The organism is Paraburkholderia sp. 32 (assembly GCF_050435345.1).
GTDB classification, from domain to species: Bacteria; Pseudomonadota; Gammaproteobacteria; order Burkholderiales; family Burkholderiaceae; genus Paraburkholderia; species Paraburkholderia tuberum.
Map to the genome: position 1 here is coordinate 1,272,076 of NZ_JBNDKD010000003.1, position 22,128 is coordinate 1,294,203.

Sequence of the window (22,128 nt, forward strand, 5' to 3'; positions counted from 1 at the left end):
CCCGGCGGATTAGCCGAAGCGGCCAGTGATGTAGTCCTCGGTTTCCTTGCGGACCGGCTTGATGAAGATCTTTTCGGTGTCGCCGAATTCGATCAGTTCGCCGAGGTACATATAGGCAGTGTAGTCCGAACAGCGGGCCGCCTGCTGCATGTTGTGCGTGACGATCACCACCGTGTAGTCGCTCTTGAGTTCGGCGATCAGCTCTTCGATACGGCCCGTCGAAATCGGGTCGAGCGCCGAGCACGGCTCGTCGAGCAGCAGCACTTCGGGGCGAATTGCAATACCGCGCGCGATGCACAGACGCTGCTGCTGGCCGCCCGACAAACCGTAGCCGCTCTGGCCGAGCTTGTCCTTCACTTCGTTCCACAGCGCCGCCTTGGTCAGCGCCCATTCGACGCGGTCGTCCATTTCCGAGCGCGACAGCTTCTCGAACATCTTCACGCCGAAAGCGATGTTGTCGTAGATCGACATCGGGAACGGCGTCGGCTTCTGGAACACCATGCCGATGCGCGCGCGCAGCAGCGAAATGTCCTGGCGCATGGTCAGCAGGTTTTCGCCGTCCATCACGATCTCGCCTTCCGCGCGCTGCTCCGGATAGAGCGCGTACATCTTGTTGAAGGTACGCAGCAGCGTGGACTTGCCGCAGCCCGACGGGCCGATGAACGCGGTCACCTTGCCTTCGGGAATCTGCAGATTGATGTTCTTCAGCGCGTGATACTTGCCGTAGAAGAAGTTGAGGTCCTTGACCTCGATCTTCGGACGCGACGGGGTTTGCGCTTGAGCGCTGTGTTCGGGGTCGGAGCCCGCGGGCGCGGCTGCGTGCCCGATCGGATTGAGTTGGGTTTCTGCCATGTTCATCGGATTCACTCCGCCCTTACTTGTTCGAGAAGATCGTGCGCGCGAGGACGTTCAGTCCCAGCACCGCGAGCGTGATCAGAAAGACGCCGGCCCACGCGAGCGATTGCCACTGCGCGAACGGGCTCATCGCAAACTTGTAGATCGTGACCGGCAGGTTCGCGACCGGCTGACCCATATCGACCGAGAAGAACTGGTTCGACAAAGCGGTGAAGAGCAGCGGTGCGGTTTCGCCGGCAATTCGCGCGACACCGAGCAGCACACCGGTGACGATGCCCGCGATCGACGCCTTCAGCGTGATCGACAGCACCATCTTCCACTTCGGCGTGCCGAGCGCGAACGCGGCTTCACGCATCGCATTCGGCACGAGCTTCAGCATGTTTTCGGTCGTGCGAATCACGATCGGAATCTGCAGCAGCGCCAGCGAGAGCACGCCGGCCCAGCCGCTGAAGTGGCCCATCTTCACGACGACGAGCGCGTAGACGAACAGACCGATGACGATCGACGGCGCCGACAGCAGGATGTCGTTGATGAAGCGCGTGAGGTTCGCGAGCCAGCCTTTCTGGCCGTATTCGGCGAGATAGACGCCCGCCATGATGCCGATCGGCGTGCCGACGAAGGTCGCGAGCCCGACCAGCAACAGGCTGCCGACGATCGCGTTGGCGAGACCGCCGCCATCGGTGTTCGGCGGCGGCGTCGACTGCGTGAACAGTTCGATCGACAGACCACCGATACCGAGACGCAGCGTCGTATAGAGAATCCACACGAGCCACAGCAGGCCGAACGCCATCGCCGCGAGCGACAGCGTCAGCGCAAGCGCGTTGGTCATGCGACGGCGCCCTTGCAGACGCACGCGCATCGTTTCGAGCGTCGCGGCGTCCTTCAGACCCGGCATGTTCAGGGACGGCCCGCTCATTTCGCGCCCTCCCCTTTCTCGAGACGCAGCAGCATGATTTTCGAAATCGCCAGCACGATGAATGTAATCACGAACAGGATCAGGCCGAGCTCCATCAGCGCCGACGTATGCAGGCCCGGCTCCGCTTCCGCGAACTCGTTGGCGAGCGCCGACGTGATGCTGTTGCCCGGCGAAAACAGCGAAATATTGTCGAGCAGATTGGTGTTGCCGATCACGAACGTGACCGCCATCGTCTCACCCAGCGCGCGGCCGAGACCGAGCATGACGCCGCCGATCACACCGCTCCTGGTGAACGGCAGCACGATCTTCCACATCACTTCCCACGTCGTGCAGCCGATACCGTACGCCGATTCCTTCAGCAGCACCGGCGTCACTTCGAACACGTCGCGCATCACCGCTGCGATGTACGGGATGATCATGATCGCAAGGATCACGCCCGCGCACAGAATGCCGATGCCGATCGGCGGACCGGCGAACAGCGCGCCGACGATCGGAATGCCGCCGAGCACCGCGCCTAGCGGCTTCTGGAACCACACCGCGAAGATCGGCGCGAACACGAGCAGACCCCACATGCCGTACACGATCGACGGAATCGCGGCGAGCAGCTCGATCGCGATGCCGAGCGGCCGGCGCAGCCACGCGGGCGACAGTTCGGTCAGAAACAGCGCGATACCGAAGCTGACGGGCACCGCGATGAGCAGAGCGATGATCGACGTCGCGAGAGTGCCGTAGATCGGCACGAGCGCGCCGAATTGGTTGCTGGGTGGATCCCACACCGCCGTCCACAGGAACGCGAGACCGAACTCGCGAATCGACGGCATCGAGGCGACGATCAGCGACACGATGATGCCGCCGAGCAGCAGCAGCGTGACGATGGCGGAAAGGCGTGCGAGGCCGCCGAAGATCACATCGCCCGAGCGGCCAGGCGCTTTTTGCTGCGACGCGCGGCCAGGCGGAGTGGCCCGGCTCGTGCCGGACGCTAAATGAATATCGGACATGAGAGCCTGAGGGACCTGTTTCCAGTTGCCGGACGACACATGTCGGGCGGTCGGTGATGCATGCGGCGCATGCCGCGTGAAAGTCACAGGCCGTCCTCGCACGAGGACGGCCGGGGTGCTACAGGGCGCGGCCCAAATCGACCGCGCCAGCTTACGCCTGTTACTCGGCGAGCGTCTTGCCTGCCGAATCCTTGACCTTCTGCTTCCACTGCGTGCGGATTTCCGAGACGACCGACTGCGGCAGCGAGATGTAGTCCAGATCGTTCGCAGCCTGGCCGCCGTTCTTGAACGCCCAGTCGAAGAACTTCAGCGTTTCCGAGCCTTGCGGTGCCTTGTCCTGCGTCGTGTGCAGCAGCACGAACGTCGCGCCGACGATCGGCCATGCGTTCTTGCCCGGCTCGTTCGTCAGGATCTGATAGAACGACTTCGACCAGTCGGCGCCAGCCGCCGCTGCCTTGAACGTGTCGGTCTCCGGCTGAACCACCGCGCCGGATTCGTTCTTCATCGCGACGTAGTTCATGTGGTTCTGCTTGGCGTACGCCCATTCGACGTAACCGATCGCGCCCGGCAGACGCTGCACGAAAGCCGCGACGCCGTCGTTGCCCTTGCCGCCCGTGCCGGTCGGCCAGTTGACCGTCGCACCTTCACCGACCTTCGTCTTCCATTCCGGGTTGACCTTCGACAGGTAGTTCGTCCAGATGAAGCTGGTGCCCGAACCGTCGGCGCGGCGCACCACGGCGATGTCCAGATCCGGCAGCTTGACCTTCGGGTTCAGCGCGACGATTGCCGGGTCGTTCCACTTCTTGATCTTGCCCAGGTAGATGTCGCCGAGCACTTCACCCGACAACACCAGTTCGCCCGGCTTGACGCCCGGCACGTTGACTGCCGGCACCACGCCGCCGACCACCGTCGGGAACTGGAACAGGCCTGCCTTCGCGAGTTCGTCGTCCTTCAGCGGAGCGTCCGACCCTGCGAAATCGACGGTCTTGGCCTCGATCTGCTTGATGCCGCCCGACGAACCGATGCCTTGGTAGTTAACCTTGCCGCCGCCGGTCTTCTGATAAGCGTCGGCCCACTTCGTGTAAATCGGTGCCGCGAACGTGCTGCCCGCGCCGGTGATGTCTGCGGCTTGCGCTGCGATTGCGAAGAGCGCGCCAGCGACGCCAGCGAACACGGTTTGCATCAATTTCATGAGACCTCCAAGGGGGTGTGAGCGTGTGGTGTGAGCGTGAAACTCGAACACCGCGAAGCTTAGGGTCTCTTTATGACAAAAACGTGACTGATAATGAATCAGATGTGACAGTAATATTACCCCGTGAAAGGTGCCGAAGCCGCCGAATTGCCGCTGTGCCGATGCCCGTTGCATCGCATTTTTCGAGGTAGACAAAAAAAGATGGGGCGCGAACGTTTGCGCTGCGCGCGGAGGTCGTTTTTGTGCGGGATGTGCCGTCCTTTTGGCGGCTGCGGAGTGGATTCGATGGGGTGAGGAATGAGCCTTCGTTGGGTGTGAAAGCCCGGCCGCCCAGTTTATGGAGCCCGCTGAATCTTCTGCTTGCGACGCTCAGGCAGGCGGCAAGCGGTCGCCACCGCCCGCCGTCGACTCGGGAACCGATCAGGCCGTCGCTACCCGCACGGCTTCGGCAATCGCTTCAGAATGCTCGAGCGCGTCCGCGACGTTCTGCGCCTCCACCATCACGCGCAGTACCGGCTCGGTGCCCGACGCGCGGATCAGCACGCGGCCGCGGCCGTCGAGCGCGCCTTCGGCCACCTTGATCGCACTGCGGATCGTCTCGCTGCCCTTCCAGTCCGAGCCGGGCTTCATGCGCACGTTGATCAGCTTCTGCGGAAACAGGGTGACACCGTCGAGCAGATCCGTGAGCGATTTGCCGCTGCGCTGCATCGCCGCCAGCACGAGCAGAGCGGACACGATGCCGTCGCCGGTCGAATGGCGATCGAGTGACAGAATGTGGCCCGAACCTTCGGCGCCGAGCTGCCAGCCGTGCTCACGAAGCTGTTCGAGCACATAGCGGTCGCCGACCGCGGCGCGCACGAACTTGACGCCAGCATTCTGCAGCGCGACCTCCACGGCCATGTTGGTCATCAGCGTGCCGACCGCTCCTTCCACGTGGCCGGCGGTCGCGATACGGTCCTTGACCAGCACGTACAACAGCTCGTCGCCGTTGAAAAGGCGGCCAGACTCGTCGACGACCTGCAGACGGTCGGCGTCGCCATCGAGCGCGATACCGAGGTCCGCGTGGTTCGCGCGCACCGCGCGAACCAGCGCATCCGGCGCGGTCGCGCCGACGCCGTCGTTGATATTGAAGCCGTTCGGCGAGACGCCGATCGGGATCACTTCCGCGCCGAGCTCATGGAACACGTGCGGCGCGACGTCGTACGCGGCGCCATGCGCGCAATCGACGACGAGCTTCATGCCGCGCAGGTCGTACGCGGCCGGGAACGTGCTCTTGCAGAACTCGATGTAGCGGCCACCTGCGTCATCGAGACGGCGCGCTTTGCCCAGTTGCTCGGAGGCCGCGCACGCGAGCGGCAGTTCGAGCTGCTCCTCGATCTGCGCCTCGACGTCGTCCGGCAGCTTGTTGCCGTCGGCCGAGAAGAACTTGATGCCGTTGTCGTAGTACGGGTTGTGCGATGCGCTGATCACGACACCCGCGGCAAGCCGCAGTGCGCGCGTCAGATAGGCGATGCCGGGTGTCGGCATCGGGCCGGCCAGCATCACGTCGACGCCGGCGGCCGAAAAGCCCGATTCGAGCGCGGCTTCGAGCATGTAGCCCGACACCCGCGTGTCCTTGCCGATCAGCACGGTCGGACGGGTGCCTGTTTTCGCCCATTGATCGGCGCCCGCGAGCACCTTGCCGGCCGCATAGCCGAGCCGCAACACGAATTCCGGCGTAATCGGGCCTTCGCCGACCTTGCCTCGAATGCCGTCCGTTCCGAAGTAACGACGTGCCATGTTTGTTCTCCCTGTCCGTGGCTGCGGGTTCAACCGTGCGCGCGGCTCTGCTTGTCCGCGTCGCGCAGGGTTGCCCATACTTTCAATGCATCGACTGTTTGCGCGACGTCGTGTACGCGCAGAATCGCGGCGCCCCGTTCGGCCGCGCACACCGCCGCGGCGATGCTGCCGGCCACGCGCTCCGGCGCCGGCCGCCCCGTCACCGCGCCAACCATCGACTTGCGCGACATGCCCGCAAGAATCGGATACGGCGAAGCGGCGCGCGGAGCCGTGTCGCGCAGATGCGCGAGCAGCGCGTAGTTATGCTCGACGACGACCTTGCCGAAGCCGAAACCCGGATCGACGCTGATACGCTCGCGCGCAATCCCCGCCTGCTGCAACGTCGCGACACGCTCCTCGAGGAAGTGGCGCACTTCGCCGACGACGTCGTCATAGTGCGGCTCGCCCAGCTGCATGGTCTGCGGCTCACCTAGCATATGCATGACACAAAGGCCGCAGTCGCTGTCGCGCACCGCGTCGATCGCGCCGGGCATGCGGAAGCCCCAGATGTCGTTGATCAGGTCGGCGCCCGCGTTCAACGCATGACGCATCACTTCCGGCTTGTACGTATCAACCGACAATGGCACGTTCGCGCCACGCAGTTGCTCGACGAGCGGCAACACGCGCTCCAGCTCTTCGTCGAGCGGCACCGGCGGCGCGCCAGGACGCGTCGATTCCCCGCCGATATCGATGATGTCCGCGCCCTCGAGCATCATGCGCTCGGCCTGGCGCAGCGCATCGCCGCGCGTCGCGAACTTGCCGCCATCGGAAAAGGAATCGGGAGTGACGTTCAGGATGCCCATGACCAACGGGCGTTCGAACGTCAGCTTGAAGCGGCCACACTGCAGCGGCTCTGGAAGGGGTACGGAACAAGAATCGACTTTCGACACGTAGCAATGCTTCACTTGGAACGGATAAATGCAAAACGGGCCGGTGTGTAGCACACCGGCCCGCACTTTCTACTGGCTGCCGATCAGGCCGGCGCGGTTGCGCTGCCCGGCTTGACTTCGGTGCCCGGGCTGCCGCCCGACGAGGCGTCGCTTGCCGACGGCGGCGAGCTCTTCGGCGAACGCGGCGGACGGCCTGCCATGATGTCGTTGATCTGATCGGCGTCGATCGTCTCCCACTCCATCAGTGCGGCGGTCATCGCTTCGACCTTGTCGCGGTTCTCTTCGAGCAGGCGCCGTGCGAGATTGTACTGCTCGTCCAGCACATGACGGATTTCCGCGTCGACCTTCTGTTGCGTCGCTTCCGAAATGGTCCGCGTGAAGCCTCGGCCGAACGGCGAAGCGTCGTTCTCGTCATCGACATAGACCATCGGTCCGAGCGCATCCGTCATGCCGAAGCGGGCAACCATTGCGCGAGCCGTCTGCGTCGCTTTGTTGAAGTCGTCCGACGCACCGGTGCTGATCAGGTTCAGGAACAGCTCTTCCGCGACGCGGCCACCGAACAGGATGGCAAGACGGTCGAGCAGATATTCCTTCGAGTACGTTTCGTTGTCATGCTCCGGCAACTGCCATGTGACGCCCAGCGCACGGCCGCGCGGAATGATCGTGACCTTGTGCACCGGATCGGCCTTCGGCAACAGCTTCGCGATCACCGCGTGACCCGATTCGTGATACGCGGTAGCACGCTTCGATTCTTCGCGGATCACAGCCGACTTGCGCTCCGGACCCATGAAGATCTTGTCCTTCGCGTCCTCGAAGTCCGTCATTTCGACGATGCGCTTGCCGCGGCGCGCCGCGAACAGTGCTGCTTCGTTGACGAGGTTTGCGAGATCTGCGCCCGAGAAACCCGGCGTGCCGCGCGCGATCACTGCCGCATCGACGTCGTTCGAGATCGGCACCTTGCGCAGGTGCACCTTCATGATGTGCTCGCGGCCGCGAATATCGGGCAGACCCACGTACACCTGACGGTCGAAACGGCCCGGACGCAACAGCGCCTTGTCGAGCACATCCGAACGGTTCGTCGCGGCGATCACGATGACGCCCGAGTTCGCCTCGAAGCCGTCCATTTCGACGAGCATCTGGTTCAGCGTCTGTTCGCGCTCGTCGTTACCGCCGCCCATGCCGGCGCCTCGATGACGGCCGACCGCGTCGATTTCGTCGATGAACACGATACACGGCGCGTGCTTCTTGGCCTGCTCGAACATGTCGCGCACGCGAGCCGCGCCGACGCCGACGAACATTTCCACGAAATCTGAACCTGAAATGCTGAAGAACGGCACCTTCGCCTCGCCGGCGATGGCGCGCGCGAGCAGCGTCTTACCGGTTCCCGGCGGGCCAACGAGCAGCACGCCGCGCGGAATACGACCACCGAGCTTCTGGAATTTCTGCGGATCGCGCAGGAAGTCGACGAGTTCCGACACTTCTTCCTTGGCTTCGTCGCAACCGGCGACGTCGGTGAAATTGATTGCGTTGTTGTTCTCGTCGATCAGTCGCGCGCGCGACTTGCCAAACGAGAAGGCCCCGCCTTTGCCGCCCCCCTGCATCTGTCGCATCATGTAAAACCAGAAACCGATGATCAGGATCGTCGGTCCGAGGTAATACAGCACGGACATCAGTGCATTGGGTTCGTCGTCAGCCTTGCCGCTCACCTGTACGCCATACTTCATCAGATCGCCGACCATCCAGATGTCGCCGGGCGACACGATCTGGTACTTCTGGCCGTCTGCTGGAGTGACCGTGAGGTTCCGCCCCTGGACAATGACGTTCTTGACTTTGCCGTTCTTCGCGTCGTCCATGAACTGCGAATAGGAAACGCCTTCCTGGACACGGGGCTTGTCGAACTGCTTGAACACCGTAAACAGCACCAGTGCGATCACCAGCCACACTGCTGCTTTCGAAAACATATTGTTGTTCAAAGCACCACTCCTTCACTTAGACGGGCGCCTACATTTGCCTTGCGGCACCACGAAAGCATTCTAATCCAGTCCGCAGACCCCTGCCATAAGGTTTCACTACCACGGAAATAGGGTAGCGGGCCGGCTTGACGCCCGTCTCCGGACGCATCGGGCTAATTATTGGCAGAGATGGAACCGGCTCGCCGCATCCCTATGCGGGACGCTTCAGATGCTTACCCAAAATAAATGTTTCTGACGATTTATCCCGCGACGCCTTCGGCTTGCGGGCCGCCACCACCTTGAATTGGCGTTTGAACTTTTCGACAATCTGACTATACCCGCTGCCATGAAAGCATTTGACTAAAAGGGCACCATCCGGCTTCAGGTGATTTTGCGCGAATTCGAGCGCGAGATCGCATAAATGCTCGATCCGCGCCGCATCCGCGATCGCCACGCCCGACAGGTTGGGCGCCATATCCGAAATTACAAGGTCTACCTGGCGCGCACCGACCAATTCTTCGAGCTGGACCAGCACCGGGTCTTCGCGGAAATCGCCCTGGATGAAGTGCACGTCGGCCACCGGCTCCATCGGCAGAATGTCCAAAGCGATGATCGTGCCGTCGATGCCACCTTCGCGCTCCGCGTTGCGCTGCGAGCCGCCCGCGAGCTTGTTGCGCACGTACTGGCTCCAGCTGCCCGGCGAGGAACCGAGATCGACGATCACCTGCCCGGGACGGATCAGCTTGTCCTGCTCGTCGATTTCCTTGAGTTTGTAGGCCGCGCGGGCGCGATAACCTTCCCGCTGCGCCATTTTGACGTACGGATCGTTGATGTGGTCGTGCAGCCACGCGGTATTGAACTTGTTTTTTGCCATTAAAGATTTAACTATTGCTGCGTCGGGTCGCGCTTTAGGGGATAATACGCGGTTAATTCGCGCGGCCCCCGCCAGACTGGCGGCGATCCGCGATTCTGTTGTTCTGACGCGCGCCCTGCTGAATCGAGTCGCCCGAATCGCTCGGCGATCGGACGAAAACGCAGGAGCCGCCATTTTAGTCGAGTCTTCCACTTTCCATGCCAGCCCTCAAAGTCTCTTCCGACCAACGCGCCGAGTTGCGCTCCCAGGCACATGCGCTCAAACCGGTCGTGCTCGTCGGCGCCGAAGGCTTGACCGACGCTGTGCTCGCCGAAATCAAGGTGCACCTCGCCGCGCATCAACTGATCAAAATTCGCGTGTTCGGCGAGGAGCGCGAGGAGCGCATCGCTATCTACGAAGAAATCTGCGACGCGCTGAACGCTGCACCGATCCAGCATATCGGCAAGCTGCTCGTGATCTGGAAGCCAGAATCGGCACAGCCGGCGGCAAAAGCGAAGCGCGGCGCGTTGCCGAGCGCCCGCGAAGCGGCAGCCGAAGAAACCCGGCCGGCCAAGGGACGCGCACCCCGCATCGTCAAGGTCGCCAAGCCGACCGACGTGCCGATGCGCAAGCCGCGAGCGAAAGCGGTGCTGGTGCGCGGCAATGAACGCGTGACGCAGGGCGGCAACATCAAGCGCGCGAAGAAGCGTCAAACCAGCGCAAAGCGTTCGCATCAGTCAAAGTAAGAGAACACGCGCCCAAGGTGCGGACCGACTCCGCACTGCGCATTGGCGGCCTTGAGCGCGAGGCCCGAAGCAGCGCGAATGAACCGTAGTTGGACACCGGAATCGCGACGATTCGTCGCAACGTGAGGTTCATCGCGGGCATCGGCATCGACCCGGCGGCCATGGCACGCGCACCGTCACACCATCAGCCACCCGCGAGCTTCAGCCCGCCACCTTGCCCGTGACGCCGCGCGCGCCCTCTTCCTCGGCCGCGGCACCAACAGGCGCCGGCAGCAGCCAAACGAGCGCAACCCCTAGCAGGCTCTCGATCAGGTAGAACAGACTGGACACGCCATGCAGGATGCCGAAGCGCGTCGCATAAACGGAATGCCCGATGTCGCTGCCCGCCTCGAGCGCCGCCACGCGCATCGCGTTCATGAACGGCTGCAACGCGAAATAGCCAACCAGCACGCATACGAGCATACCGGCGAGCAGCCAGCGCAAGCGGCGATATGCGCCACTCCCGCGCCGCACGAGCAAATTGGCGAGACCGAGCAGCAAAATGCCGCACACGACGCCAATCACACCCTGAATACGAAACAGCTGCGCGGCGACGGCGCCCGCCGTCATCCGGTCGAGCGTTGTGAACAGCACGGGCGCAACCGCATAGCCGATAGTCAACAGACTACCGACCCACACCACCGTCAACAGGCGGAAAAAACGATGCGGCATCAAAGACACCGGCGCCACCCTCAGATGTAGCTGACCGCGATGATTTCGTATTCGCGCACGCCGCCCGGCGCTTGCACCGACGCGACGTCGCCTTCCGACTTGCCGATCAGCGCACGCGCGATCGGCGAGCTGATCGAGATCAGGCCGTGGTCGATGTCCGCTTCGTCGTCGCCGACGATCTGGTATTTGACCGACGCGCCCGACTCGAGGTCTTCGAGTTCGAGCGTCGCGCCGAACACCACGCGGCCGTCCGCTTCCACTTGCGACGGATCGATCACCTGCGCGCCCGCGAGCTTCGACTCGATTTCGGCGATACGGCCTTCGATGAAGCCCTGCTTTTCCTTCGCAGCGTCGTATTCCGCGTTTTCCGACAGATCGCCCTGGGCGCGCGCTTCCGCGATCGAGTTGATCACGGCCGGACGTTCAACCGATTTCAGGCGCTGCAATTCATCGCGCAGCATGTCTGCGCCGCGCTTCGTCAATGGAATAGTGCTCATAAACAACTCTGGAGGCAAAAAACGGCCATAAAAAAAATCACCGCGGTTAAGTGCATTCCGCGAAAGCCGCCGCCCGTGGACAAACCCGGGCCGCAGCACCTGCGGAACGCCGCTTAACCGCGGCACTTACATCTTGGACAGCTAGTCGAAGCCTTAGTTTAGGCGAGCATGGAGTCCTTGTAAATCATAGACTTCCAGGTTCTTCAGATAACGAAGACCCTCCACCGCCGCGCGTGCGCCCGACATCGTCGTGTAGTAGGTGACCTTGTTCGCCTGCGCGCTCATGCGGATCGAACGCGAATCGGCGATCGCCGCGCGCGTTTCGTCGACGGTCGTGAAGACGAGCGCGATCTCGCCGTTCTTGATCATGTCGACGATGTGCGGACGGCCGTCCTTCACCTTGTTGACGACCTTGACTGGCACGCCGGCCGCTTCGATCGCGGCAGCCGTGCCCTTGGTCGCGACGATCGGGTAGCCGAGCTCGTGCAGCATGCGCGCGACTTCGACTGCCTTCGGTTTGTCGGCGTCCATCACGGTCAGCAGCACCGTGCCCGATTCGGGCAGACGCGAACCCGCCGCGAGCTGCGACTTGAACAGAGCCTCGCCGAACGTCTGGCCGACGCCCATCACTTCGCCGGTCGAACGCATTTCAGGTCCAAGCACCGGGTCGACCGCCGGGAACTTGACGAACGGGAACACCGCTTCCTTCACGCTGAAGTACGGCGGCTCGACTTCCTTCGTCACGCCTTGCGCGGCGAGCTTCTGGCCGACCATCGCGCGCGCTGCGATCTTCGCGAGCGGCAGGCTGGTCGCCTTCGACACGTACGGCACCGTGCGCGACGCGCGCGGGTTCACTTCGAGCACGTAGATGATGTCGTCCTTCGAGCCGTCAGCCTGCGGTACCTGCTGGATCGCGAACTGCACGTTCATCAGGCCGACCACGTTCAGCGCCTTCGCCATCGCAGCGGTCTGGCGCTTCAGTTCGGCGATGGTCGCCCTCGATAGCGAATACGGCGGCAGCGAGCAGGCCGAGTCGCCCGAGTGCACGCCCGCCTGTTCGATGTGCTCCATCACGCCGCCGATGAACACGGCATCGCCATCGGAAATGCAATCCACGTCGCATTCGATCGCGTCGTTCAGGAAGCGGTCGAGCAGCACCGGCGAGTCGTTCGACACCTTCACCGCCTCGCGCATATAGCGCTCGAGATCTCGCGGCTCGTGGACGATTTCCATCGCGCGGCCGCCCAGCACGTACGACGGACGCACGACGAGCGGATAGCCGATTTCGTCGGCGAGCTTCAGTGCTTCGTCTTCGGCGCGCGCGGTGCGGTTCGGCGGCTGGCGCAGACCGAGGTCCTGCAGCAGCTTCTGGAAGCGCTCGCGGTCTTCGGCCGCGTCGATCATGTCCGGCGACGTACCGATGATCGGCACACCGTTCGCCTCGAGGTCGAGCGCGAGCTTCAGCGGCGTCTGGCCGCCGTACTGCACGATCACGCCGACGGGCTTTTCCTTGTCGACGATTTCGAGCACGTCTTCGAGCGTCAGCGATTCGAAGTACAGACGGTCGGAGGTGTCGTAGTCGGTCGACACGGTTTCGGGGTTGCAGTTGACCATGATCGTTTCATAGCCGTCCTCGCGCATCGCGAGCGCGGCATGCACGCAGCAGTAGTCGAACTCGATACCCTGGCCGATCCGGTTCGGGCCGCCGCCCAGCACCATGATCTTCCTGTTGCTGGTCGGATTCGCTTCGCACTCTTCCTCGTACGTCGAGTACATGTACGCGGTCCTGGTTGCGAACTCGGCCGCGCAGGTGTCGACGCGCTTATACACCGGACGCACGTTCAACTCGATACGACGCGCGCGCACGTCCGCCGGCTTCGCGCCGAGCAGCTTGGCCAGACGACGATCCGAGAAGCCGCTCTGTTTCAGATACTTCAGCTCCTCCTTCGTCAGGCTCGCCAGCGCGCGGCCTGCCAGCGCCTTTTCCTTCAGCACGATCTGTTCGATCTGCGCGAGGAACCACGGGTCGATCGCGGTTTCCTCGAAGATCTCTTGCGCGCTCATGCCCACACGGAACGCGTCGCCAACATACCAGATGCGATCCGGACCAGCTTCGCCGATCTCGCGGATGATCTCATCGCGATTGGCGGTCTTTTCATCGAGACCGTCGACGCCGACTTCGAGGCCGCGCAGCGCCTTCTGGAACGACTCCTGGAACGTGCGGCCAATCGCCATCACTTCGCCGACCGACTTCATCTGCGTGGTCAGGCGCGAATCGGCTTCACGGAATTTCTCGAACGCGAAACGCGGGATCTTCGTGACGACGTAGTCGATCGTCGGTTCGAACGAGGCCGGGGTCTGGCCGCCGGTAATTTCGTTCTTGAGTTCATCCAGCGTGTAGCCGACCGCGAGCTTCGCCGCCACCTTCGCGATCGGGAAGCCGGTTGCCTTCGACGCCAGCGCCGACGAACGCGACACGCGCGGGTTCATTTCGATCACGATCATGCGGCCGTCTTTCGGATCGATCGAGAACTGCACGTTCGAGCCGCCCGTGTCGACGCCGATCTCGCGCAGCACCGCGAGCGACGCGTTACGGAGGATCTGGTATTCCTTGTCGGTCAGCGTCTGCGCCGGTGCGACGGTGATCGAGTCGCCGGTGTGGATGCCCATCGGGTCGAGGTTTTCGATCGAGCAGACGATGATGCAGTTATCCGCCTTGTCGCGGACCACTTCCATCTCGTACTCTTTCCAGCCGAGCAGCGACTCTTCGATCAGCAGTTCGCGCGTCGGCGACAGGTCGAGCCCACGCTTGCAGATCTCTTCGAACTCGTCGCGGTTGTACGCGATGCCGCCGCCCGAGCCGCCCAGCGTGAACGACGGACGGATCACGACCGGATAGCCGCCGCTGCCAGTTTCCGCGGCGATCTTCGCCTGCACCTGCAGCGCTTCTTCCATCGAATGCGCGGTGCCCGACTTGGCCGAACCGAGGCCGATCTTGGTCATCGCGTCCTTGAACTTCTGACGGTCTTCCGCTTTGTCGATCGCTTCCGGCGATGCGCCGATCAGCTCGACCTCGTACTTCGCCAGCACGCCGTGCGCGTGCAGGTCGAGCGCGCAGTTCAGCGCGGTCTGGCCGCCCATCGTCGGCAGGATCGCGTCCGGGCGCTCCTTCGCGATGATGCGCTCGACCACTTCCCACGTGATCGGCTCGATATAGGTCACGTCGGCCGTGTTCGGGTCGGTCATGATCGTCGCCGGATTGCTGTTGACGAGAATGACCTTGTAGCCTTCCTCACGCAGCGCCTTGCATGCCTGCGCGCCCGAATAATCGAACTCGCACGCCTGACCGATGATGATCGGACCCGCGCCGATGATGAGGATGCTCTTGATGTCTGTCCGCTTGGGCATAACGCTCTCGCTAATGTATTTCTGAATTCTTTCCGTCGGCGCGCGCCGTTTTCACGTTGCGCGCGCTGTTTCGCGGCATGCCCGCCGCGTAGCGCCGCGGGCTGCGGCCGCCGCCGCGAGCCGTTTCCGGCTGGCCCCTGCGGCCGGCCTGTACTACTTCAAGCCCCTGCGCTCTTGCCGTTCTTGTGCGCGTCCATCAACGCGGTGAAGCGGTCGAACAGGTACGCGATGTCGTTCGGACCGGGCGATGCTTCCGGGTGGCCCTGGAAGCAGAACGCCGGCTTGTCGGTCAGCGCGAAGCCCTGCAGCGTGCCGTCGAACAGCGACACGTGGGTCACGCGCGCGTTGGCGGGCAGCGTGTCGGCATCGACCGCGAAACCATGGTTCTGCGACGTGATCACCACGCGGCCGTCTTCGAGATCCTTGACCGGATGGTTCGCGCCGTGATGGCCGGTCTTCATCTTCATCGTCTTCGCGCCGACCGCGAGGCCCATGATCTGGTGGCCCAGGCAGATGCCGAAGGTCGGAATGCCGCGCTCGATGAACTCCCTGGTCGCCGCGATCGCGTAGTCGCACGGCTCAGGGTCGCCCGGGCCGTTCGACAGGAACACGCCGTCGGGGTTGAGCTCGAGCGCGTCAGCGGCGCTCGCTTGCGCCGGCAGCACGGTGACATGGCAGCCGCGCTCGGCCAGCATGCGCAGGATGTTCTGCTTGACGCCGTAGTCGAATGCGACCACGCGGTACGTCGGCGCTTTCTGCTCGCCGTAGCCCGTGCCCAGACGCCATTCGGTTTTGGTCCACTCGTAGGTTTCCTGGGTCGACACGACCTTCGCGAGGTCCATGCCGGCGAGACCCGGGAACGAGCGCGCGAGTTCGATGGCCTTCGCTTCGTCGTCGGAGCCAGCGAGGATCGCGCCGTTTTGCGCGCCCTTGTCGCGCAGGAGGCGGGTCAGCTTGCGAGTGTCGATGCCGGCGATGGCCACCACGCCTTCGTCCTGCAGATATTGCGGGAGCGTGCCCTCCATGCGGAAGTTCGACGCGAGAACCGGCAGATCACGGATGATCAGGCCGGCGGCATGGACTTTCGTCGCTTCGACGTCTTCGGCGTTCACGCCGACGTTGCCGATATGCGGGTACGTGAGGGTCACGATCTGGCGCGCGTAGCTCGGGTCAGTCAGGATTTCCTGATAGCCGGTGATGGCAGTGTTGAACACGACTTCACCGATGGTATGCCCAGGGGCGCCGATCGAATAACCACGAAAGACCGTGCCGTCGGCGAGCGCGAGTAGAGCGGGAGAAAATGACGGCAACACGGGAGACTCCTTGGGGGAACACCCTGTTGCCACCTGTCTATCCGATTGCAAGCCGCAGCGAAACACATCGTGGATGCGCGCGCAGACTCGCTCGCGAGCTGCCGGTGACGCTGCAAGGGGCGCGATGGGTCCATTGTGTGGACGACTCGGCTGGGTGTGGAGCCCTTCTTGCTACGCCAATGGCGCGCGGCGGATGAACGGTATGGGGGAGGTAGGCGCTAGGGTGCGGGTGGATAAGCTCAAACCTTCAAATTATAGCCTGAATGCACTGTTCCCTCCAAATGGGAGATAGGACGAGGCGTTGAGGCGACGTGCCTGGGCGGATCTTCAAAGCCTTGCCGGGCCGCGTCGCCAGGTACTTGCCACGCCTGTCCATGCGGTTCTGTCGAGACACCACTATTGACGGGGACCGAACCGCCGTGGCGGCCCCTCCGGGTCCGACGCAAGGCCTGGCGCGGCCGTTCAGGCCTCCTGTTCCCCGCGCATCTCGCCCGAACGGGCAAGCTGCCGACCCGGCAACACGTACCAGATCGCACTCAGCACCTGCAGCGCGACGAGGATTTCCCACGCGCTCAGATGCGCGAGCGCCGGGTAATGCCCGCCGCTCGCCGGCCAGTGCGACAGCACCGCGCCAACGCCGATCTGGAAACCGAAGATCAGCAGAAAAATAATTAGCGTCAGCGTCGTGTTGACACGGCCGATCATCTGCGGCGGGAAATGCCGCGCCATCACCGCGTAGCTCAGAATCCCGGTGCCGCCGAAGATGCCGTAGGCGGCCCACAACAGGCTCGCCGGCAACGGCGCGTTAAACATGATGAGCATCTGCGTCAGCACATATAGCGCCATGCCGATGCCGCAGAACGCGTACAGCGAGAGGCCGCGCCGCTCGAGACTACGCGCCGCCGCGCCGAAACCGACGCAGCCGGCCATCATCGCGAAGCCGAGAATCGACACGAGCGCCGCCGCCTGGTGCGGCTCGAAGCCTTGTACGTCGCGCAGCCATGCTCCGACCCACAACGACTGCATCGCGTAGAAGACGCCTTGCGTAACGACCGAGAACGACGCGATTTTCCAGAATGCCGCGCTGCGCAGGATGTGCCACGTACCCTTGAACTGCGCGACGATGCTCGCCTGGCGATGCGTTTCGCGCGCGTCCGGAGCGAGCGTCCATTGCGCGAGCGCAACCGCTACCGTCAGCACACCGAGTCCGACGCAAACCGGGCGCCAGCTGGAAAAACCGAGCACCCACGTGAGCGGCGAACCGACCATCACGCCGCCGAAACCGCCGATCGCCATTACAAGCCCGTTCATCAATGGCAAACGCGCCACCGGAAAATGCTGCGCGAGCGCCTTGAACGCGGCGCCGAGACACACCGACACGCCAACGCCGATCAGCAGCCGCCCGACCATCATCATGCCGAGACTGTGCGCGGCGCCGAATACCCAGATGCCGAGCGCGGCAAAAAGCAGCGTGACGGACGTCACGCGACGCGCGCCGAAGTGATCGAGCAGCACGCCAGCGGGGATCTGCGCGCCCGCGAAACCGAGGAAATACAGACTCGTCAGCACACCCAGATCGGCGGCTGACAGACCGAGATCGCGCGTGATGAACGGCGCGAAACCAAGATTGACGCCGCGAAACACGTAAGAGACGAAGTAGCCGGCGGAAAAAAGCAGAAAGACGCGCAGTTGGGTCGACGACATAAATCAGGAAGTAAACCTGGAAATGACCTCAAGAACCTCTCCCGAGGTTCGGACGGATCAGGACGGACCGGCACCCCGCGGCCAACGCGGCCGAAGCACGAACAATAAAGTAAATACCGCAAACGCGCAGGAATCGTCCGCGCAATGAAAAACGCCGTCACCCTGAGGTGACGGCGTTGGATGAACACGGTACGTGATCGGAGCGCAATCCATGCGCTGCCCCCGCAACGCATGTGGTCACTACCGTGAGAGCCGCTATTGGTCTATTTACCCTTCTTCTTCGCGTTGGCCACGGTCTTCGGGCGGCTCTCAGCCGCGGCCTTCGACGCCTTGCCGGGCTCCGAGGCCGAGACCTTCTCGACCTTGCCCTTGCTGGCAACGGGCGCCGCCGGCTTGGTACCCTTGCCGCCCGGCTCGGAGACCTTGACGATGGCGGAGTGGCCGCGCCCTTTCTTCTTATCGTAGCGCGATTCACCGTGTGTGTCTGCGACGTGGACGCCAATCTTCTGCACACTGCCGCCTTGCACATCGGCGGTGATCTTTTCCGGACCCGGCTCGCTGGGTACCGGCTTGCCGACCGGCACGTGCAGCACGATCACCTGGCCGCGCGAAACCTGATCGCGATGCGTCCTGTTCCACGCCTTCAGCTGACCGACCGACACGCCGTAGCGCACCGCGATGGCCGCCATCGACTGATTGCGACGCACGCGGATCAGCATCTTGCGCGTGTCGGGTACGTCGGGTTCCATCGCGAGCACCGCGCTTTCGGCGACGTCGGCGCTGATGTCCTCGTCGTCGTCCGAGCCGCGCGGCACGACGATCGTCGAGCCCGGCTTCAGGCGCATACCGACCGGAATCTTGTTCACTTCCATCAGCGTGTCGGGGTCGACGCCGATCTTCTGTGCGATCGCCGCGGGCGTCGCGCGTGCGTCGACCGTGTAGGTGGTCCAGGACGACAGCGAGCCCGAGTATGTTTTCAGATTGCGCTCGAACGCGGACGCGTTGTCGAAAGGCAACAGAATCTGCGGCTGCGTCGCGCCGAGAATCACCGGCTTCCTGAACGACGGGTTCAGCGAACGGAACTCGTCCGTCGACATATTGGCGAGCCGCGCGGCGACGTCGACGTCGATGTCGTGCGAGGTCGTGACCGTCACGAAGTACGGGTGGTTCGGAATAGACGGCAGGGTGAGCCCGTACATCTGCGGGTTCATCACGAGGTTCTTGACCGCTTGCAGCTTCGGCACGTAGTTGCGCGTTTCGTTCGGCAGACGCAGGCTCATGTAGTCGGTCGGCAGACCCGCCGCCTCGTTGCGCGCGATCGCGCGCTGCACGTTGCCCTCGCCCCAGTTATACGCAGCGAGCGCGAGCTGCCAGTCGCCGAACATGTCGTGCAGGTTCGACAGGTAGTCGAGCGCGGCACTGGTCGACGCAAGCACGTCGCGGCGCTCGTCCTGCCACATGTTCTGCTTCAGGTTGTAGGTCCGGCCCGTGCCCGGCATGAACTGCCACATACCCGCAGCCTTGGCGACCGACAAAGCCTGCGGGCTATATGCAGACTCGATGAACGGCAAGAGCGCGAGCTCGGTCGGCATATGGCGCGACTCAAGTTCCTCGACGATGTGATACAGGTATTTCTGCGAGCGCTCGGTCATGCGCTGCACGTAATCGGGACGCTGCAGATACCAGTTCAGCTGCATGTCGACGAGGTCGCTCTGCAGGTCCGGCATCTGGAAGCCACGGCGAATGCGGCCCCACAGATCGGCGTCCTGGCTCGTCAACTGATTGACGGAGCTCTGGTCGACGTTGATGGTTTCTTTAGCTGTGGCGTTCTTGCGAAGGGCGTCGGCTACGGCCTGCTGGCTGGCGGGGTTAGTGGCGGTATTCGTCGTCGGTCCCTGACTCGCGCACGCGGCGAGTGTCAGGACCAATAACGCACTTAAGATAAATCGCATGAACGTCTCGGTTTCCACAAGGGCTGGAATTTGCAGCCGATAGTACGAAACGTCAACGTTTCCGTCAATTGGAAAATCAAGAAAAAAATCAACCAAATCTGGGGCTTGGCGAATTTTTCCGATTCATCGCGTGAAGAACCGCCGAATGCGCTCCGGATCAACGGAAGCGGTTCTTCCATTCGCGCATCAATGTGAAGGCCTTCAGCCGGTCAGACACCGTTTCGTGCAATCGTGCTTCGAGGTTCGACTGGATCGCCGGCTCGCCTGCGCGCAGGAACGGATTGACCGCGAGCTCGTGCGCGATCGTGGTCGGCAGCGTCGGCTGGTGGCGGGCGCGCAACTCGTTCGCCTTGTCGCGCCACGCCTGCAGTTCGGCATTGTGCGGCTCGCAAGCGAGCGCGAAGCGAATGTTCGACAGCGTGTATTCGTGTGCGCAATGCACTTCGGTTGCGCCGGGCAGCGCGGCGAGCGCATCGAGCGAATTCAGCATCTGCTGCGGCGTGCCTTCGAAAAGGCGCCCGCAACCGCACGCGAACAGTGTGTCGCCGCAAAACACGTGCGGCGTGCCGCGCGTATCGGCCGCCTGGAAATAGGCGATGTGTCCGCTCGTGTGACCGGGCACGTCGAGCACGCTGAATTCAAGTGCGGGTGCAGCGATCGTCACGTGATCGCCACTCTTGAGACGATGTGTCAGGTGCGCGATCGCTTCGCCGGCGGGGCCGTAGACCGGCACGTCCTGGCCGTTCAGCAGATCGGCCACCCCGCCGACGTGGTCTTGATGATGGTGCGTGAGTAAAATAGCGCTCAGCCGCCAGCCTCGTTGGGCCAGACAGGCGCGCACAGGGGCGGCTTCGCCCGGATCGACGACGACCGCGTGGTGTCCGTCGGCAATGACCCAGATGTAATTGTCTTCAAACGCCGGGACCGGTACGTACTCGAGCGCATTCATAGGCGACGCATTTTTAATATGACTGACCGAGCGATTATAGACTGGCCCGCCTGGACCGATTCGCCGCCAGGCCGCTACGTGCTCGACTGGGAGCAAACCCAGCTCGATCGCGTGGTGTCGGACGTGTTCGGCTATCATGCGCTGCAACTCGGCCTGCCGCAGCTCGACGCGCTGCGCGAGAACCGCATGCCGTGCCGCGGCCTCGTGCTCGACGCGGCGAGCGGCGCGAGCGCGCCGTACACGTATCCGCGCTGGGCACGTCGTGGCAGCGTGAGCGGCATCAGCAGCGCGGGCAACGCTGGCGACGACAACCGCGCGAACGCCGCGCGAGGCGCCCCTGGTCTGCACGCGCCGGCCGGGCGCAGCGCGGTCTGGTGCGACCTGCTCGATCTGCCGTTCGAAGCGCAAAGCGTCGACCTGCTCGTGATGCCGCATACGCTCGAATTCACCAGCGACCCGCATCGGCTGCTGCGCGAAGCCGAACGCGTGCTGGTGCCTGAAGGCCAACTGATCATCCTCGGCTTCAACTCGTTGTCGCTGTGGGGAGTACGGCAGTCGATCGGCAAGATGACAGGCCGCCCGTTCGTGCCCTCCGCCGTCGATCTGATCGCGTTCACGCGCCTGAAGGACTGGATCAAGCTGCTCGGCTTCGACCTTGAACGCGGGCGCTTCGGCTGCTATCGTCCGCCGCTCGCGAGCGATCAATGGCTCGCGCGTTACGGCTTCATGGAAGCCGCCGGCGACCGCTGGTGGCCGATTTTCGGCGCCACCTACATGATCAAGGCGATCAAGCGCGTGCGCGGCATGCATCTCGTCGGGCCGCTCAAAGTGAAAAAGCCCGTGCTCGCGGCAGGCCTCGCGCCCGCCGCCGCCCCGAACACACGAAACCACACCGAATGACTCCAGATCACATCGACATCTATACCGACGGCGCCTGCAAGGGCAATCCCGGCCCTGGCGGCTGGGGCGCGTTGCTGCGCTTCGGCAGCCAGGAAAAAGAACTGTTCGGCGGCGAGGCCAACACGACCAACAATCGCATGGAGCTGATGGGCGTGATTTCCGCGCTCGAGGCGTTGAAGCGCCCGTGCAAGGCGATCGTGCACACCGACTCGCAGTACGTACAGAAAGGCATCAGCGAGTGGATTCACGGCTGGAAGAAGAAAGGCTGGGTCACCGCGGCGAAACAGCCGGTCAAGAACGCCGATCTGTGGAAGCGGCTCGATGCGCTCGTCGCGCAACACGAGATTGAATGGCGCTGGGTGCGCGGCCACAATGGCCACCCGGAAAACGAGCGCGCCGATCAGTTGGCCAATCGCGGCGTGGCATCGCTCGCCGAGATGTAAAGAGCGTGCGCGCATCGGCAACACCGCGCGC

At 63.3% G+C, this 22,128-nt stretch carries 18 protein-coding genes; 3 read left to right on the forward strand and 15 right to left on the reverse strand.

What is annotated here, in order from left to right:
• Positions 1–9 precede the first annotated feature (9 nt).
• From pstB to OKW26_RS28485, 8 genes are all read right to left on the reverse strand, one after another.
• On the reverse strand, positions 10–858 hold the full coding sequence (pstB, locus tag OKW26_RS28450) for a phosphate ABC transporter ATP-binding protein PstB (protein WP_184061444.1): 849 nt from the start codon (positions 856–858) through the stop codon (positions 10–12).
• 16 nt (positions 859–874) lie between these two features.
• A complete protein-coding gene (pstA, locus tag OKW26_RS28455; RefSeq protein WP_187610850.1) occupies positions 875–1,771 on the reverse strand; it encodes a phosphate ABC transporter permease PstA in 897 nt (298 codons plus the stop codon).
• Positions 1,768–2,769, reverse strand: a complete 1,002-nt coding sequence (gene pstC / locus OKW26_RS28460; RefSeq protein WP_429355886.1) for a phosphate ABC transporter permease PstC — start codon at positions 2,767–2,769, stop codon at positions 1,768–1,770. Before pstC ends, pstA begins: the two co-directional genes overlap by 4 nt.
• 160 nt (positions 2,770–2,929) lie before the next feature.
• A complete protein-coding gene (gene pstS / locus OKW26_RS28465) occupies positions 2,930–3,961 on the reverse strand; it encodes a phosphate ABC transporter substrate-binding protein PstS (protein ID WP_184061442.1) in 1,032 nt (343 codons plus the stop codon).
• 420 nt (positions 3,962–4,381) lie between these two features.
• Positions 4,382–5,740, reverse strand: coding sequence for a phosphoglucosamine mutase (gene glmM, locus OKW26_RS28470; RefSeq protein ID WP_184061441.1), 1,359 nt, complete (start codon positions 5,738–5,740; stop codon positions 4,382–4,384).
• A gap of 29 nt (positions 5,741–5,769) precedes the next feature.
• Entirely contained in the window at positions 5,770–6,669 is a 900-nt protein-coding gene (folP, locus tag OKW26_RS28475; RefSeq protein ID WP_429355887.1) for a dihydropteroate synthase, read from the reverse strand.
• A gap of 83 nt (positions 6,670–6,752) precedes the next feature.
• The gene (gene ftsH, locus OKW26_RS28480) at positions 6,753–8,642 is read right to left on the reverse strand and encodes an ATP-dependent zinc metalloprotease FtsH (RefSeq protein WP_018421239.1); all 1,890 of its coding nucleotides are present in this window, start codon (positions 8,640–8,642) and stop codon (positions 6,753–6,755) included.
• Positions 8,643–8,832: 190 nt separating this feature from the next.
• Positions 8,833–9,495, reverse strand: coding sequence for an RlmE family RNA methyltransferase (locus tag OKW26_RS28485; RefSeq protein WP_429355888.1), 663 nt, complete (start codon positions 9,493–9,495; stop codon positions 8,833–8,835).
• 197 nt (positions 9,496–9,692) lie between these two features.
• On the opposite strand from OKW26_RS28485, the gene OKW26_RS28490 reads away from it, so the two are divergent.
• Positions 9,693–10,220: a YhbY family RNA-binding protein gene (locus OKW26_RS28490; RefSeq protein ID WP_429355889.1), complete on the forward strand. Its 528-nt coding sequence runs from the start codon at positions 9,693–9,695 to the stop codon at positions 10,218–10,220.
• Positions 10,221–10,421: 201 nt separating this feature from the next.
• Here OKW26_RS28490 and OKW26_RS28495 read toward each other — a convergent pair whose 3' ends face one another.
• From OKW26_RS28495 to gloB, 7 genes are all read right to left on the reverse strand, one after another.
• Entirely contained in the window at positions 10,422–10,931 is a 510-nt protein-coding gene (locus OKW26_RS28495; protein ID WP_026225946.1) for a DUF4149 domain-containing protein, read from the reverse strand.
• A gap of 20 nt (positions 10,932–10,951) precedes the next feature.
• Entirely contained in the window at positions 10,952–11,428 is a 477-nt protein-coding gene (gene greA / locus OKW26_RS28500; protein ID WP_026225947.1) for a transcription elongation factor GreA, read from the reverse strand.
• A 153-nt stretch (positions 11,429–11,581) separates the two neighbouring features.
• Entirely contained in the window at positions 11,582–14,836 is a 3,255-nt protein-coding gene (gene carB, locus OKW26_RS28505; RefSeq protein WP_429355890.1) for a carbamoyl-phosphate synthase large subunit, read from the reverse strand.
• A 158-nt stretch (positions 14,837–14,994) separates the two neighbouring features.
• On the reverse strand, positions 14,995–16,149 hold the full coding sequence (gene carA / locus OKW26_RS28510; RefSeq protein WP_429355891.1) for a glutamine-hydrolyzing carbamoyl-phosphate synthase small subunit: 1,155 nt from the start codon (positions 16,147–16,149) through the stop codon (positions 14,995–14,997).
• A 462-nt stretch (positions 16,150–16,611) separates the two neighbouring features.
• The gene (locus OKW26_RS28515; RefSeq protein ID WP_429355892.1) at positions 16,612–17,853 is read right to left on the reverse strand and encodes an MFS transporter; all 1,242 of its coding nucleotides are present in this window, start codon (positions 17,851–17,853) and stop codon (positions 16,612–16,614) included.
• A 263-nt stretch (positions 17,854–18,116) separates the two neighbouring features.
• Positions 18,117–19,805, reverse strand: a complete 1,689-nt coding sequence (locus OKW26_RS28520; protein WP_429355893.1) for a transglycosylase SLT domain-containing protein — start codon at positions 19,803–19,805, stop codon at positions 18,117–18,119.
• A gap of 157 nt (positions 19,806–19,962) precedes the next feature.
• Positions 19,963–20,754 carry a hydroxyacylglutathione hydrolase gene (gene gloB / locus OKW26_RS28525; RefSeq protein WP_090801121.1) on the reverse strand — a complete coding sequence of 264 codons (792 nt, stop codon included), beginning with the start codon at positions 20,752–20,754 and terminating at the stop codon, positions 19,963–19,965.
• A gap of 18 nt (positions 20,755–20,772) precedes the next feature.
• Between gloB and OKW26_RS28530 the strand changes: the two genes are divergently transcribed.
• Entirely contained in the window at positions 20,773–21,654 is an 882-nt protein-coding gene (locus OKW26_RS28530; RefSeq protein WP_429355894.1) for a class I SAM-dependent methyltransferase, read from the forward strand.
• Complete coding sequence (rnhA, locus tag OKW26_RS28535; RefSeq protein ID WP_184028269.1) at positions 21,651–22,097, forward strand: ribonuclease HI; 447 nt, start codon at positions 21,651–21,653, stop codon at positions 22,095–22,097. The genes OKW26_RS28530 and rnhA overlap by 4 nt, the downstream gene beginning before the upstream one ends.
• The last annotated feature ends 31 nt before the right edge of the window (positions 22,098–22,128 follow it).